Below are 13,630 nucleotides of genomic sequence, written 5' to 3' on the forward strand. Positions count from 1 at the left end.
GAATTCACTTCGGGTTGGGAGGTTCGATACACCGTGCAGACAGGCTTGATTCCAACGATGCCGCTACGGTGTCGCCCCCTCGTGCCCCGACTCGCTTCCGCGGGATCGACAAGGAGCTTTCATCATGCGTATCTCCCCCTCCCAACCTCTCGTCGGTGTCGCCATGGCCGCCGCAGCAGCGCTGACGTTGGCCGCCTGTGGCTCGAGCGCCGACGAAGACTCCACAGCCGGCGCCTCTTCCGGCGAAGGTGTCCCCGAGACCTTGGTCCTGGCCTCTATCCCGAGCGAGGACAGCACGAGCCTGCAGCAGGAGTTCGCACTCGTCCAGCAGGTCGTCGAGGACGAGACCGGTATCCCCGTCGAGTTTCAGAACGCCACGGACTACGCGGCCGTCATCGAAGCCCAGCGCGCCGGAAAGGTCCACATCGGGCACTACGGACCGTTCTCCTATGCGACGGCAAAGGACAGCGGCGTTCCGGTCGCCCCGCTGGGTGTGTTCGCCGACGGTCCCGACGATGACCCCGGCTATCGGTCGTACGCGATCGTGCCCGCAGGATCCGACATCCGTTCGCTCGAAGACTTCCGCGGCAGGACGGTGTGTTTCGTCGACCCCACGTCCACCTCCGGGTATCTCTACCCGTCGGCCGGATTGCTCGAAGCCGGTGTCGATCCCGCAAACGACGTCACCCCGGTCTTCGCAGGCGGCCACGACGCGTCGGCGCTCGCGGTCAAGAGCGGTCAGTGCGACGCCGGCTTCGCGTTCGACACGATGATCACCGACACCCTCATCGCGAAAGGCGATCTGGCCGAGGGCGATCTCGATGTGATCTGGGAGTCCGAGACGATCGCGGCCAGTCCCTCCGCTGTACTGACCACGCTGCCACAGGATCTCATCGACCAGCTCACCGACATCTTCGCCACCAAGCTCAATCGTCCGGCGCTCGTCGAGGCAGGCTACTGCTCCTCCGAGGAGAAGTGCGACCTCCCTGAGGGCACCGAGTACGGGTACATCCCCGTCACCGATGACTTCTACGACGGTGTCCGCAAGGTGTGTGAGATCACGCAGTCACCGTCGTGCGCAAGCTGACTCGAATCCTCGATCACTGGAGCTCGACATGACCGACCCCGACCACGTGCGCCTCGGCGCCTCCATCGACAAGATTCTCCGACCCACCGTTGAACTCGACCAGGTCAGCAAGGTGTTCGCCCCAGATCTCCGGGCGCTCGACAATGTGTCACTGACGGTGCACCCCGGCGAAGTAGTTGCGCTGCTCGGCCTGTCGGGGTCGGGTAAGTCGACCCTGCTGCGTCTGCTCAACGGCCTGCACCTGCCCACCTCGGGCACGGTGCGGGTCCTCGGTCACGACGTGGGTGTCGCCCGCGGCCGTGACCTGCGGGAGCTACGCCGCAAGGTCGGATTCGTGTTCCAGCAGTTCCACCTCGTAGGCAACATGTCGGTACTCGAGAACGTGTGTTCCGGTGCTCTCGGTTCGTTGCGTGGACCCCGGTTCGGTCTCGTGATGTATCCGAAGGCGGTGCGTCTCGCTGCGATGGAACAACTCGATCGCGTCGGTCTCGCCGACCGTCCGTTCCAACGAGCAGACACCCTTTCCGGTGGGCAGCAGCAGCGTGTCGCGGTGGCGCGGGCACTTATCCAGAGGCCGAGGATACTGCTCGCCGACGAACCCGTCGCGTCTCTCGATCCCGAATCCTCCGCGCAGGTCATGGCACTCATCTCGCAGATCGCGTCGGAAGACGATCTGACGGTGGTGTGTAGCTTGCACCAGGTCGACCTTGCGCTGTCGTGGGGGCATCGCGTCATCGGCCTGCGGCACGGGCAGGTCGTGCTCGACAAGCCGGTGTCGGTGATCGACCGGGGCGAGACCATGAGTATCTACTCCGCCGTCGATCCGATTGTAGCTGCGCAGACCGTCCCGAACCGATGACGTTCACGGCCCCACTGCCCGTCAAGACGCTCCCGCGACCCACGTGGCAGGGCATCAGTGTGCAGGTCATCCTGTTGGCGTTGTTCGCGGCGGCGTTGTGGTCGATCGCATCGCTGAAGATCAACCTCGCTACGATCATCGACAGTGTCGGCAACGCAACAGATTTCCTGTCGCGCATCGTCCCGCTCGACTTCCCGCCGATCGGCGAGCTCGTCGCGATGACCGGCCAGACTCTGGGTATCGTGCTGCTTGCCACCGTGCTGGCCGTGGTGCTGAGCATCCCCGTTGCGCTCGGTGCGGCCCGCAATACGGCTCCCGCCGCGACCCTGCGGCTGCCTGCTCGTGCCATCATCGTGATCACTCGAGCCATTCCCGAACTGGTGCTGGCAATCCTGTTCCTGCGTCTGTTCGGTCTTGGCGCGATCGGCGGCATCCTGGCCCTCGGCGTCCACTCGGTCGGCATGATCGGCAAGCTGTATGCCGACGCCATCGAAGACTCCGATCCCGGCCCCCGCGACGCCCTGCGCGCAGCGGGAGCGACATGGTGGCAGCAGATCACCGGTGGCGTGTTGCCGCAGATCATGCCTGCGGTGGTCGCCACGGCCCTGCACCGATTCGACATCAACCTGCGGGCCTCCGTCATCCTCGGCTATGTCGGTGTGAGCGGCATCGGTCTCGAACTCTCGGCCGCGCTACGCACCATGAACTATCAGCGAGGTATGGCCCTTGCGTTGTTCATCGTCGCGCTGTGCGTCATCGTCGAGTTGATTTCCGGTGCTCTGCGGCGGATGGTGCTCGGCGACAACGTCCCCGCGCGACGTGGACTGTTCTCCCGTTTGAGCAGTCGTGTCTCGAATGCTCAGGGCGGCTGGGTGGAGCGGGAGCCGGGTGAGAAGCAGACTTCCACCGCGCTGCGCACCTCTGACGGTCGGTACCGCGTCAGCCCACCGTGGACGGGTGAGCGTATGGTCCGCACTTCCTACGTCGTCCTGTTCGTGCTGGCTCTGCTGGTGTCGACCTGGGCCGCGAACCTCGATTTCTCGCGCATGGTCGAGGGGTTCGGGTCGATGTGGAACACTCTCTCCCTGTTCTTTCCGCCCGGTACCGGCGGCATCGGCGACGAGCTCTGGGCGCAGCTGATCGTCACGCTGCAGATCGCTCTCGCGGCAACTTTGATCGGCCTGATCGTCGCGATCCCCGTGGGTCTGCTTGCCGCCCGGAATGTCGCGCCGACGCCAGGCATAGCAAAGGGGTTCCGCATCTTCATCGTGGTCGTGCGCGGCATCCCCGATCTCATTCTCGCGATCATCGTCATCGTTGTCACCGGCCTCGGTGCCACAGCAGGTGCAATTGCCTTGTCGGTCGGTGCAATTGGCTTGCTCAGCAAGCTGATCGCCGATTCCGTCGAAGAGACGGACGTTCGTGTGCAACACGCGGTGGTCGCCGGTGGCGCGGCACGCATGCAGGTCCTCATTGCCGCGACGGTGCGGCAATCGGGTCCTGCGATCATTGCGCACCTCTTCTACCAGCTCGATACCAACATCCGCGCCGCCACGCTTCTCGGTGTCGTCGGCGCGGGCGGGCTCGGCTTCTACCTGATGAATGCGGCCCGCGTCATGCAGTTCGACGTGGTCACCATGATCGTGCTCATGATCTTTGCAGTGGTGATGGTCGTGGAGGGTCTCGCCATCTGGGTCCGCAAGGTCGTGTCCTGATTTTCTCTGCTACATACGATCTGGAGTAACCGAATGCATCTCACCGAATCTGCGACCACCACTGCCGGTCGCATGCTCAGCGCAGCCTCCGACGCCGCCCTCACCGCCTACCGCGACGCCGTAGCGAAATACTCGCGGGAGAAGCTGAAGTCCATCGCGATGGAAGGGGCCGACGGCACGCCGACGATGTTCATCGACGTCCTCGTCGAGGACGCCATCATCTCCGCGGCCACCGTGGCTGGCGCGAATGTGCTGTCGGAGGAGCGGGGCTGGGTCGACGTCGGGTCCGCCGTCACCCTCGTCGTCGATCCCGTAGATGGTTCGGCCAACGCTGCCGCGGGAATTCCTTTGGCGTGCTTCAGCGCTGCCGTGGTGATGGACGGTGAATTCACCGAAGCGTCGACCACCTGGCTACACACCGGAGAGACCTGGTGGGCGTCGGGCAGCCGGTCTGCGTTCCGGACCAGCGGGTGCACGTCGTTGTCGTCGGCCGCGGTCTCGATGCTCCGTCCGCACGAACGCAACCGCGACGCCTGGTGGCGTGTCGCGGAGAAGGCCACTCGCGTCCGTATCCTCAGCTGCAGCACCCTCGAAGCGGTGTTCGTCGCGACAGGGTCGACCGACGCGTTCGTGGACGCGGGCAGCGACACGCACCGCCTGATGGACATCGCGGCGGCGGTTGTGCAGGTCGAGGCATCGGGAGGAGCGGTGATCGACGCGTACGACCGTCCCATCGTGTTCGACACCGACCTCACGAAGCGGTGGAGCGGAATCGTCGCTGCCACCGATGACCTCGCCGCTGAACTGCGTGACGCCATTCGGGGCTAGGATCAGAACTCCTTCGCCCGCAGGCGCAGGGCGTTTCCGATGACACTGACTGACGACAGCGCCATCGCAGCGGCCGCGACGATGGGCGAGAGCAGGATCCCGAACGCCGGGTAGAGAACTCCGGCGGCAAGCGGGATACCGGCTGCGTTGTAGACGAACGCGAATACGAGATTCTGGCGGATATTGCTCATCGTCGCCTCCGACAGCGCGCGTGCCCGCGCAATGCCGGTGAGGTCGCCGTGGAGCAGGGTGATGCCCGCACTCTCGATCGCCACGTCGGTGCCGGTGCTCATCGCGATACCGACGTCGGCGGCGGCGAGCGCGGGTGCGTCGTTGACGCCGTCACCGGCCATGGCGACCACCCTGCCTTCGTCGCGGAGTCGGCGCACCACGTCGCTCTTCCCGTCGGGGAGGACCTCGGCCTCGACCCGGTCGATACCGAGGCTGCGGCCCACGGCCTCGGCGGTGGTGCGGTTGTCGCCGGTGAGCATGACCACGGTGATGCCGTCGCCGCGGAGTTCCTCGAGCGCAGTCGCGGTGGTGTCCTTGACGGGGTCGGCGATGGCCAGGACCCCGGCCACCGCCTTGTCGACACCGACGTAGATCGCGGTGGCGCCATCGCGGCGCAGATCGTCGGCGCGCTCGCGCAGTGTCTGCGTGGCAACACCTTCGTCCTGCAAGTACGACGCATTGCCGATGGTCACACGTCGGCCCTCGACCACGCCGACCACGCCGCGACCGACCGGCGAATCGAAATCGGCGACTTCGGGGGCGGTGATCCCCGCGTGTTCGGCGGCATCGACGATCGCGATCGCGAGGGGATGCTCGGAGCCGCGTTCGACGCCTGCGGCGAGACGCAGGACCTCGTCGCCGGTGTAGCCGTGGGCCGCGACGATCTCTGTGACCGTGGGCCTGCCCTCGGTGAGGGTGCCCGTCTTGTCGACGACCAGGGTGTCGATCTTCTCCATGCGCTCGAGTGCCTCGGCGTTCTTGATGAGCACGCCGAGTCCGGCGCCGCGTCCCACACCGACCATGATCGACATCGGAGTTGCCAGCCCGAGGGCGCACGGACACGCGATGATCAGCACCGACACCGCAACGACCAGCGCGTAGGTGAGTGATGGTGACGGGCCGACGAGCGCCCACACGATGAACGCGATCACGGCAATCGCGATGACGGCGGGGACGAACCACGATGCGACGACGTCGGCGAGGCGTTGGATCGGTGCGCGGGTGCGCTGCGCTTCGGCGACCATCGCGACGATCCGCGAAAGCACCGTGTCGCTGCCGACCTGCTCGGCGCGCATGACGAGGCTGCCGGTGCCGTTGACCGTGCCGCCGATGACGTGGTCGCCGGTCTGTTTGGTGATCGGCATCGATTCGCCGGTCACCATCGCTTCGTCGACGGACGAGCGGCCGTCGTCGACGACACCGTCCACCGGGACCTTCTCGCCGGGGCGTATCCGTAGGCGATCTCCGATGTGCACGTGGTCGAGGGGGATGTCGTGCTCGGTGCCGTCGTCGTCGATCCGTCGGCCGGTTTTCGGTGCGAGATCGAGTAGCGACTTGATCGCGCCGGACGTCTGCTCACGCGCGCGGAGTTCGAGGACCTGGCCGAGCAGCACCAGCGTCGTGATCACCGCGGCGGCCTCGAAGTACACGGCGACGGAGCCGTCCATCTGACGGAACTCGTCGGGAAAGATCCCGGGCGCGAGCGTCGCGACCACGCTGTACGCCCACGCGACACCGGTGCCCATCGCGATGAGCGTGAACATGTTCAGCGACCGGGTGCGGATCGAATTCCAGCCGCGGACGAAGAACGGCCATCCCGCCCACAGCACGACCGGGGTGGCGAGGGCGAATTGGATCCACGTCGACACCCTGGGCGGTACGAGGTCGTGGAGCGCGGGGATCAGGTGCGAGCCCATCTCGAGGACGAACACCGGGACGGTGAGGATGAGCGCGACCCAGAACCGTTTCGTCATGTCGGCGAGTTCGGGGCTCGGGCCGGTCTCGGCCGTCACCACTACGGGCTCGAGGGCCATGCCGCAGATCGGGCACGAGCCCGGCCCTTGCTGTCGGATCTCCGGATGCATCGGACATGTGTACTCGGCCATACCCCTACCGTACCCCCAGGGGGTATAAGGTCAAGGTCGGAGTCTGCGCCGAGCTGCGTCGGCTCGAGGCGTGGGTGGTGGAGCGAGGGTCAGCGTGCCGGGCAATTCGCACTGATTCTTTAGAATAAGTAACGCTGAGGGTTCGTTGTGAGATAGTCGAGGCGACGATGCCATGCAAGGGGCATCGGCCTGCCGAGCACCGCGAGGTGAGGGTCGGCGCAGCTACCGCGATATCGCACCTTCGAGGGGTGGTGCGAGTCCGGAGTTGGCCCCCGACGGTCAACCGGCGGTTTCGTTGCCTTCTTCACGCTGACGCTGTTCCTGAGCGACCCGGCGCTGCTCTTCGACGCGCGCGCGGAATCGGTGCTGGAAGTCCTCGTCGTGCTCGGGATCGATGACGGGACGGGTGGGTCGCGGATGGGGAGCCGACTGCGATGCCAGGATCTCCGCGATGCCCTGGGGTCGGCCGAGGACCAGCCAGAGCAGTGATCCGACCAGCGGTAGGAGAAGCACCACCATCAGCCACAGCATTTTGGGTAAGTGCCGGACGCGCTCTTCGTCGGAGCAGATCACGTCGACGAGGCAACCCAGCCACAGCAGGGTGATGATCAGTCCGAGGTATGGCACCCCCGCAAACTAGCAGCTCCTGGCAGAGCCCGACACGGTGCTGGGCGGCGGAGATGCCCGAAATGATGGTTGGTGAGGCGAAATATGCGCCACAAACCATCATTTCGGACACCTACGTCGTCCGATTCGCTTTCGCCACGCCGATGCCGTACGCGCGCCGGCCGGTGTCCGGGTTCTGCACGACTTCCAGCAAGGCTCCGGCCAGGTCGACGCGGTGCACGCTGGCGATCGAATTCGCCTCGGGGATCAGACGATGGCCGCGTCCCGGCTTGTCGACGAGGTAGCCGGGACGCAGGATCGTCCAGTCGCAGAACGAACCCGTCGTGCGCAGCACCTCTTCCATCGCTTCGAGATCCGAGTAGATGTTCGGGCCCTTACGTCGGACTATCGGACGAATTGTGTGGCGGAACCACCACGGTTCACCGACACCGGACCGCAGTACCGGCGACGCCGATACCACGACGATCCGGCGGATGTCCTGACGCTGCATTGCGGCCAGCAGGTTTTCGGTACCCGCGGCACACACGGGATCGGTGTCGTCGTAGGACCTCTTTCCGAGGGTCGAGATCACGGCGTCAGTGTCGTGGGGGAGTGTCAGCGCGCGGTCGGTGGTGACCTGGGCCTCTCGCATGTGTACGCCGTCCGGTGCGTCGAACCCGCTTCCCGGACGAACCAGGGCGGTGATCTCGTGGCCGCTTGCGGCGGCGCTGTCGATGAGCATCCGGCCTGTTGCGCCCGAGGCCCCGGCGATGACGAGGTGCATGTGAAGTCCTCCAGTCTGAAACTAGTACAACTTGACTACTGCCGTTCGACGGTAGAGCATTCTGTCGACTAGTCAAGATGTACTAGATTGGTCGTCACTACCTCGCGACGGAAGGTTCCCCCAGTGACTGCCACCAGGCTTCTCCTCCTCGGAGCAGTTCGTGGGCACACCACCGCGCACGGATATCAGGTGATGCGCGACCTCGAGGGCTGGAGTGTCGACCTGTGGGGGAGTCTCAAGCAGGGCTCGGTCTACCACGGTCTCCGGCGCCTCCGCGACCAAGGGCTTCTGCAGGAAGTGGCCTCCGATTCCCCCGCAGCAGGCCCGGCCCGGACCGAGTACTCGATCACAGCCGAAGGTGAGAAAGAGTTCCGCACGCTGCTCGAGAAAGCGCTCGCCTCGGGGGAGGATCCCGCTGAGATCGTCGCGGCTATCGGGCTCATGTCCGTGCTGCCACGCGAACGCGTGCTCGACCTACTTCGCGTGCGGCTCGACGCGTTGACGGTCAAGCGTCAGCGAGTCGTCGGCGAGTACGAGCGCAATTCCGACGCGGATTGGCAGCACCACATCGAGGCAATCAGGTATTGGGCGAAGACCACCGACAGCGCCATCGAATGGACGCGAGAACTGGTCGAACGTCTCGAACAGGGCGAATACACGATGGCAGGGGAAGAACACGCTTCCTGATCGGCCTCTGGCTCCGCGTGTCGCCTGAGCAAGCTGGACTCGAAGGTGACAACGTAAACCTTCCCGAAACAAAATGAGCGCCGGGCGCAGGCCACCGGCACTGTCGGGGTGCTGCTCGCCCGGTGTTCTGCACACAGCCGGCGGCCTGCACACAATTGAATACGAGGGTGAACCACCTGGTTCATGTGGAGAGGAAATCATGCCCGTTCAGATCGCCACCGCCGCACCCGTCACCCACGCTGCACTGCTGGGTCTGGGGGTGTATCGACCGCGGCGCGTCGTGCCCAATGCCGAGATCGTCGACCAGATCGATTCCTCCGACGAATGGATCAAGACGAGGTCCGGCATCTCTTCGCGGCGGTGGGCCGAAGACGACGAAACGATCATCTCGATGAGCGTCGCCGCCTCCCGCGACGCACTCGCCGCGGCCGGTCTGGAGGCCCAGCAGATCGACGCTGTCGTGCTCGCTACGTCGTCGCTGATGGTGCTGGGGCCGTCTGCCGGTGCAGTGGTGGCCACCGAACTGGGCATGGAAGACACCGCCGCCTACGACATCTCGGCCGGCTGCGCGGGATTCTGCTACGCCCTCGGCAACGCCGCGGCCCTCGTTCGTGCCGGGCAGGCCCGGAATGTGCTGGTCATCGGGGTGGAACGGTTGTCCGACCTGCTCGAGCCGACCGACCGGACCTGCGCGTTCATCTTCGCAGACGGTGCCGGAGCGGCCGTGGTGGGTTCGGCCGAGTCGGAGGGGATCGGTCCGGTCGCGTGGGGCTCGGACGGAAGTCAGACCGACGCCATCAAGCAGGACAAAGACTTCACGACGTACTTCGACGAAGTCGCTGAAGCAGCGGCGGGCGGTGCCCCGGCGGTGCGTCCGTACATCCGGATGAACGGGTCGGCGGTATTCCGCTGGGTGGTGAGTTTTCTGGGGAAGGCGTGCACCGAGGCACTGGAGAAATCCGGCGTACGCGCCGCCGACCTCGATGCCTTCGTCCCGCATCAGGCCAACAGCCGGATCACCGACGCGCTCATCAAGGGACTGCATCTACCCGAGAACGTCGCGGTCGCGCGCGACATCGGAGAGACCGGTAACACGAGCGCCGCGTCGATCCCGATGGCAATGGAGGAACTACTCCGGTCCGGCGTATCCAAGCCGGGAGACACCGCGCTACTCGTCGGCTTCGGTGCCGGACTTTCCTACGCGGGACAGGTCGTCCAGCTGCCCCCGATCGTCTAGACCCCAGTCGCTCTCGGGGGAGAGCAGAAGCGCGGCGATCGGCACCGCAAGCACGACGATCCCGACGACGAACGCCGGGAACAACAGCGACAACGCCGACATGCCCTCGGGGGCGGGCGCATCGAGGTCGACTTCTGCACTCATGCCCACCATGCCGGTGTAGTGCAACGCCACCACGCCGCAGGCCAGCAACAGTGTCGATGCCACCCGCGCGGGAAACTTCCCGGGCACTTCGAATACCCACATCGCGGCCGCAGACCCGACGATGCCGATGGCCGCAGATGCTGCCACCATTGTCGGGTCGTGGTGGATGATGCCCTGGATTCGGATTGCGGCCATGCCGCTGTAGTGCATGAGAACGATGGCCGTTCCCATCACTGTCCCGCCGACGGTCAGCGTCACAGAGCGTGGGAGCCGCCGGGCTGCGGATGGATAAGCGTCCGAGATCAGCAGGCCGAACAGCGTCGCCCCAACAGCAAGTGCCACCGAGAACAAGGTGGTGCCGAGGTCGTAGCGAACGGGGGAAGCAGGCACGGAGAAACCCGACATGCCGATGAAGTGCATGAGCCAGATGCCGACTCCGCCGATCGACAGGGCTGCCATCACGAGCCAGCGCACACCGACAGCGCGCGTCAGGCATCTCCTGGACTGCTTCACGCAACACAATCCGACGTAGCAGCCGACCGCCGCAGTAACGAACGCCAGATACGGCACCCACAAACCCAACGTGAAGTGTTGTTCGTGCGGCATCGGATCCTCTGTGTCCAGCTACCGAACCTTTCCTGGCTCAGCGGCCCGACCATATCCCACACGCGGGGCCAACTCGACCGCCGAAGCGCAACGTGGCATAACGCCTCGTGGGCGTGTCGGCGAGTTCGCGTGATCGTGGTGACGCACGGAGGCCCCGCAGGCACTGGTGTGTCGCCGCTGCCCTTTCCGTTGAACGGGACGCAGGACACCTCGCGCTGCCAGGGCCGGTAGAACAGGGTTCGCCCTCACATCGCTGACCACGATGTGCCCTCGGTCCGGACGGAGCGACATGACCGACACTGCAGAACTGGTGACCTCGCTGCTCGAGCGCGTTCAGCTCCTCGAGGACAAGGCCGCGATCCAGGACGTGCTGACGGCCTATGGTCCCGCCGTGGATGCCGGCGACGCAGATGCCGTCGGTGCGCTGTGGACAGAGGACGCCGTCTACGACGTCGACATCCGGGTGATGGAAGGCCGCGACGCGATCACCGAGATGGTGCGGACCCGGCCCCATCAGGACTACATCACCGAAGGCTGCGGCCACCTCCTCGACCCCGTCCACATCCGGGTCGACGGCGCCACCGCCACCGCCACCTGCCACTCGCTGTTGCTTCGTCGCAACCTCGATTCCGATTCGTACCGAGTGTGGCGCGTGACCGCCAACCGCTTCGAACTCGCCCGTATCGAGGGGGAATGGAAGATCGAGCGCCGTACCTCCCGCGTCCTCAACGGCAGTGAGGAAGCCCGAGAACTGCTGGCGCGAGCGTCGCGCTGACACCTTCTTGCCGGGTCCGGCAGCGGAGCGTCGGCGAACCTTCTAGATTGTGTGTATGGCGATGTGCATGGTCGGGATGGACGACGATGCCACGCTCCGCACCTGGACGACCGGATTGCGTAGATCTGCGCCGCCGGTCGTTCTGTTGCACGGCGGCCCCGGAATCCCCGACTATCTGCAAGCGGTCGCGCAGATGCTCGACGACGTCACCGTCGTACATCGCTACGATCAGCGCGGTACGGGCAAGTCGTGCTGGGACGGCCCCCACACCCTCACACGACACATCGCCGACCTGAAACGACTCCTCGACGGGTGGGGTCACGAGCAGGTCGTGCTGGTGGGTCATTCGTACGGTTCAGACCTGGCCAGCTATTTCACGCTCGCGCACCCCCAACGGGTCGCGCGGCTCATCCACCTGGCAGGACCGTTCACGGGTAACTGGCGTGAGCCGTGCAAGACGACAGAAGTGTCGCGGCGAACGTACACCCAGCAATCCCGGTTCGAGATCCTCGACGCGATGGAGACCCGGTCCGAGGCCGAGGAGATCGAGTTCCTCGCGCTGTCCTGGTTCACCGACCACGCCGACCGACGTCGCGCGTGGCGGTGGGCGCTGGAAGCCGCGCGCATCCGGCGTCCGATCAACTATTCGATGAACAGCCAGTTGGGTGTGGAGAAGAAGACACACCCCCTCGATGCCCGTATCGACGAACTGCGAAATGTGCTGCCGTCCGGGTCGATGATCATCGGAGGCGCAGGAGATCCACGACCTGCCGACGAGTTGACGCGGTTGGGTGCGCGCCTCGACTGCGACGTCGCGATCCTTCCGGAGGCGGGGCACTTTCCCTGGTTGGAGGCGCCCGGAAGATTCCGCTCGTTGCTGCGTTCGGCTGTCGAACGGCCACTCCCCGTGTAATCGGAGGTGCGGTGGACACCACGTCGGCGGGTGCGGTTCCGACCGCTCCGTATGGTAGAAGTACCGAACTCTCGGGAACAGCGACAGGTGGGTACACGATGGGCATGTTCAGCAAGGTTCTGAAGACCGGCGTCGCGATCAAGGCGGTCCAGGTCATCAAGCGCGAGGCGTCCAAGCCGGAGAATCAGCGGAAGGCGCAGGAGTTGGTGGCGAAGTTGCGTCAGCAACGCCCCGGGCAACGCTGATTCGAAAGCTTCCACCGTTGGTCAGGCTTTCCGTCGGTTGTGAACCAACGGAAAGCCGTGCAAATGGAGGAACGCTCCCAGCGCGCCACCGGAGGACAACAACTCCCTGTTCGTGTGAGAACGGTCAGCGAGCATCAACGCATGGAGGGCACAGCCATGGCACATGATTTCCGTGTCGGGGACCACGTTCGATGGAATTCCGAAGCCGGCTACGTCGAGGGCGTGATCATCAAGAAGCACACCGAAGACGTGGAGTACAAGGGGCACATCCGCCGCTGCAGTACGGGCGACCCGCAGTACGAGATCGAGAGCGACAAGACCGCTCATATCGCCATGCACAAGGGCGACGCGCTGACGAAGGCGTAGGTACCCATCATCAGCAGCGTATGGACGATCGGGCACTCGACACGGGAGTTCGACGAACTGTTGACCATGCTGCGAGCCAACGACGTCAGCCACCTGGTCGATGTCCGTTCATTTCCGTCCTCGCGAAAGTTCCCCCAGTGGAACAGGGTGGCGATCATCGCGGCTCTGCCGTCCGATATCGGCTACCGGTGGATGCGGCAATTGGGAGGTAGGCGTCATACGCCGCGCGGCACACCCACAGCCAATGGAGCATGGCGCGTCAAGGCATTTCGAGATTATGCAGATTACATGCAGACCGACGACTTCCGGGAAGGCATGGACGAGCTGATCGAACTCGCCGGGCACGAGCGGCCGGCAATCATGTGCAGCGAGGCGGTACCGTGGCGGTGCCATCGTCGGCTGATCACCGACGCGTTGATCGTCGCGGGCCTCGACGTGAGACACATCTTGTCCGCTTCGTCGACGAAAGTGGCTTCCCTGAACGAGAATGCGCGGGTGCACGACGGGACCCTGACGTACCCACCGGACGAGTGAAATTCGCGGCCTGTCGGGAGGTGTCGCAGGCGCCGAGGGTAGCGGGGGTGCTTCTGAATCCGGCCGCCAGTTCGATGCGGTGCGCGCACTCCAGGTCGACACAGTAGGCAGGGCGCGCCGGCGGTAG

General features: G+C 65.1%; 15 protein-coding genes. 11 read left to right on the forward strand and 4 right to left on the reverse strand.

Features of this window, described 5'->3' with window-relative positions; translation table 11 throughout:
- Positions 1-124: 124 nt before the first annotated feature.
- The 4 genes from ACZI8W_RS04850 to ACZI8W_RS04865 are packed head-to-tail and all read left to right on the forward strand — an operon-like array spanning position 125 to position 4,489.
- Complete coding sequence (locus ACZI8W_RS04850; protein ID WP_463367352.1) at positions 125-1,087, forward strand: phosphate/phosphite/phosphonate ABC transporter substrate-binding protein; 963 nt, start codon at positions 125-127, stop codon at positions 1,085-1,087.
- A 28-nt stretch (positions 1,088-1,115) separates the two neighbouring features.
- Complete coding sequence (gene phnC / locus ACZI8W_RS04855; RefSeq protein ID WP_463367353.1) at positions 1,116-1,946, forward strand: phosphonate ABC transporter ATP-binding protein; 831 nt, start codon at positions 1,116-1,118, stop codon at positions 1,944-1,946.
- Positions 1,943-3,661: a phosphonate ABC transporter, permease protein PhnE gene (gene phnE / locus ACZI8W_RS04860; RefSeq protein WP_463367354.1), complete on the forward strand. Its 1,719-nt coding sequence runs from the start codon at positions 1,943-1,945 to the stop codon at positions 3,659-3,661. Before phnC ends, phnE begins: the two co-directional genes overlap by 4 nt.
- A 33-nt stretch (positions 3,662-3,694) precedes the next feature.
- Complete coding sequence (locus tag ACZI8W_RS04865; RefSeq protein WP_463367355.1) at positions 3,695-4,489, forward strand: inositol monophosphatase family protein; 795 nt, start codon at positions 3,695-3,697, stop codon at positions 4,487-4,489.
- A gap of 2 nt (positions 4,490-4,491) precedes the next feature.
- On the opposite strand, the gene ACZI8W_RS04870 is transcribed toward ACZI8W_RS04865, so the two are convergent.
- From ACZI8W_RS04870 to ACZI8W_RS04880, 3 genes are all read right to left on the reverse strand, one after another.
- Complete coding sequence (locus tag ACZI8W_RS04870) at positions 4,492-6,606, reverse strand: copper-transporting P-type ATPase (protein ID WP_463367356.1); 2,115 nt, start codon at positions 6,604-6,606, stop codon at positions 4,492-4,494.
- A gap of 279 nt (positions 6,607-6,885) precedes the next feature.
- The gene (locus tag ACZI8W_RS04875) at positions 6,886-7,233 is read right to left on the reverse strand and encodes a PLDc N-terminal domain-containing protein (RefSeq protein WP_463367357.1); all 348 of its coding nucleotides are present in this window, start codon (positions 7,231-7,233) and stop codon (positions 6,886-6,888) included.
- A 112-nt stretch (positions 7,234-7,345) separates the two neighbouring features.
- Positions 7,346-7,996: an NAD(P)-dependent oxidoreductase gene (locus ACZI8W_RS04880; RefSeq protein ID WP_463367358.1), complete on the reverse strand. Its 651-nt coding sequence runs from the start codon at positions 7,994-7,996 to the stop codon at positions 7,346-7,348.
- A 123-nt stretch (positions 7,997-8,119) separates the two neighbouring features.
- Here ACZI8W_RS04880 and ACZI8W_RS04885 point away from each other — a divergent pair, with 123 nt between their 5' ends.
- Positions 8,120-8,683: a PadR family transcriptional regulator gene (locus tag ACZI8W_RS04885; protein ID WP_463367359.1), complete on the forward strand. Its 564-nt coding sequence runs from the start codon at positions 8,120-8,122 to the stop codon at positions 8,681-8,683.
- 199 nt (positions 8,684-8,882) lie between these two features.
- Positions 8,883-9,920 carry a beta-ketoacyl-ACP synthase III gene (locus ACZI8W_RS04890; protein WP_463367360.1) on the forward strand — a complete coding sequence of 346 codons (1,038 nt, stop codon included), beginning with the start codon at positions 8,883-8,885 and terminating at the stop codon, positions 9,918-9,920.
- Here the strand turns inward: ACZI8W_RS04890 and ACZI8W_RS04895 are convergent.
- A complete protein-coding gene (locus tag ACZI8W_RS04895) occupies positions 9,852-10,670 on the reverse strand; it encodes an MHYT domain-containing protein (RefSeq protein ID WP_463367361.1) in 819 nt (272 codons plus the stop codon). The two genes, ACZI8W_RS04890 and ACZI8W_RS04895, sit on opposite strands and share 69 nt — an antisense overlap.
- A 289-nt stretch (positions 10,671-10,959) precedes the next feature.
- Here ACZI8W_RS04895 and ACZI8W_RS04900 point away from each other — a divergent pair, with 289 nt between their 5' ends.
- The 5 genes from ACZI8W_RS04900 (at position 10,960) to ACZI8W_RS04920 (ending at position 13,503) form a co-directional block, all read left to right on the forward strand.
- Complete coding sequence (locus ACZI8W_RS04900; RefSeq protein ID WP_463367362.1) at positions 10,960-11,445, forward strand: nuclear transport factor 2 family protein; 486 nt, start codon at positions 10,960-10,962, stop codon at positions 11,443-11,445.
- 55 nt (positions 11,446-11,500) lie between these two features.
- Positions 11,501-12,358: an alpha/beta fold hydrolase gene (locus ACZI8W_RS04905; RefSeq protein WP_463367363.1), complete on the forward strand. Its 858-nt coding sequence runs from the start codon at positions 11,501-11,503 to the stop codon at positions 12,356-12,358.
- A gap of 98 nt (positions 12,359-12,456) precedes the next feature.
- Positions 12,457-12,603: a hypothetical protein gene (locus ACZI8W_RS04910; protein ID WP_463367364.1), complete on the forward strand. Its 147-nt coding sequence runs from the start codon at positions 12,457-12,459 to the stop codon at positions 12,601-12,603.
- 156 nt (positions 12,604-12,759) lie between these two features.
- Positions 12,760-12,969, forward strand: coding sequence for a hypervirulence associated TUDOR domain-containing protein (locus ACZI8W_RS04915; RefSeq protein ID WP_463367538.1), 210 nt, complete (start codon positions 12,760-12,762; stop codon positions 12,967-12,969).
- A gap of 27 nt (positions 12,970-12,996) precedes the next feature.
- Complete coding sequence (locus ACZI8W_RS04920; protein ID WP_463367539.1) at positions 12,997-13,503, forward strand: DUF488 domain-containing protein; 507 nt, start codon at positions 12,997-12,999, stop codon at positions 13,501-13,503.
- The last annotated feature ends 127 nt before the right edge of the window (positions 13,504-13,630 follow it).

Source organism: Rhodococcus ruitaii, assembly GCF_055230935.1.

Excerpts from the sequence above, each read along its gene's own strand:
- ACZI8W_RS04850 (WP_463367352.1), top strand. The coding sequence starts at position 125 with ATGCGTATCTCCCCCTCCCAACCTCTCGTCGGTGTCGCCATGGCCGCC.
- phnC (WP_463367353.1), top strand. The coding sequence starts at position 1,116 with ATGACCGACCCCGACCACGTGCGCCTCGGCGCCTCCATCGACAAGATT.
- phnE (WP_463367354.1), top strand. The coding sequence starts at position 1,943 with ATGACGTTCACGGCCCCACTGCCCGTCAAGACGCTCCCGCGACCCACG.
- ACZI8W_RS04865 (WP_463367355.1), top strand. The coding sequence starts at position 3,695 with ATGCATCTCACCGAATCTGCGACCACCACTGCCGGTCGCATGCTCAGC.
- ACZI8W_RS04870 (WP_463367356.1), bottom strand. The coding sequence starts at position 6,606 with ATGGCCGAGTACACATGTCCGATGCATCCGGAGATCCGACAGCAAGGG.
- ACZI8W_RS04880 (WP_463367358.1), bottom strand. The coding sequence starts at position 7,996 with ATGCACCTCGTCATCGCCGGGGCCTCGGGCGCAACAGGCCGGATGCTC.
- ACZI8W_RS04890 (WP_463367360.1), top strand. The coding sequence starts at position 8,883 with ATGCCCGTTCAGATCGCCACCGCCGCACCCGTCACCCACGCTGCACTG.
- ACZI8W_RS04895 (WP_463367361.1), bottom strand. The coding sequence starts at position 10,670 with ATGCCGCACGAACAACACTTCACGTTGGGTTTGTGGGTGCCGTATCTG.
- ACZI8W_RS04900 (WP_463367362.1), top strand. The coding sequence starts at position 10,960 with ATGACCGACACTGCAGAACTGGTGACCTCGCTGCTCGAGCGCGTTCAG.
- ACZI8W_RS04905 (WP_463367363.1), top strand. The coding sequence starts at position 11,501 with ATGGCGATGTGCATGGTCGGGATGGACGACGATGCCACGCTCCGCACC.
- ACZI8W_RS04910 (WP_463367364.1), top strand. The coding sequence starts at position 12,457 with ATGGGCATGTTCAGCAAGGTTCTGAAGACCGGCGTCGCGATCAAGGCG.
- ACZI8W_RS04915 (WP_463367538.1), top strand. The coding sequence starts at position 12,760 with ATGGCACATGATTTCCGTGTCGGGGACCACGTTCGATGGAATTCCGAA.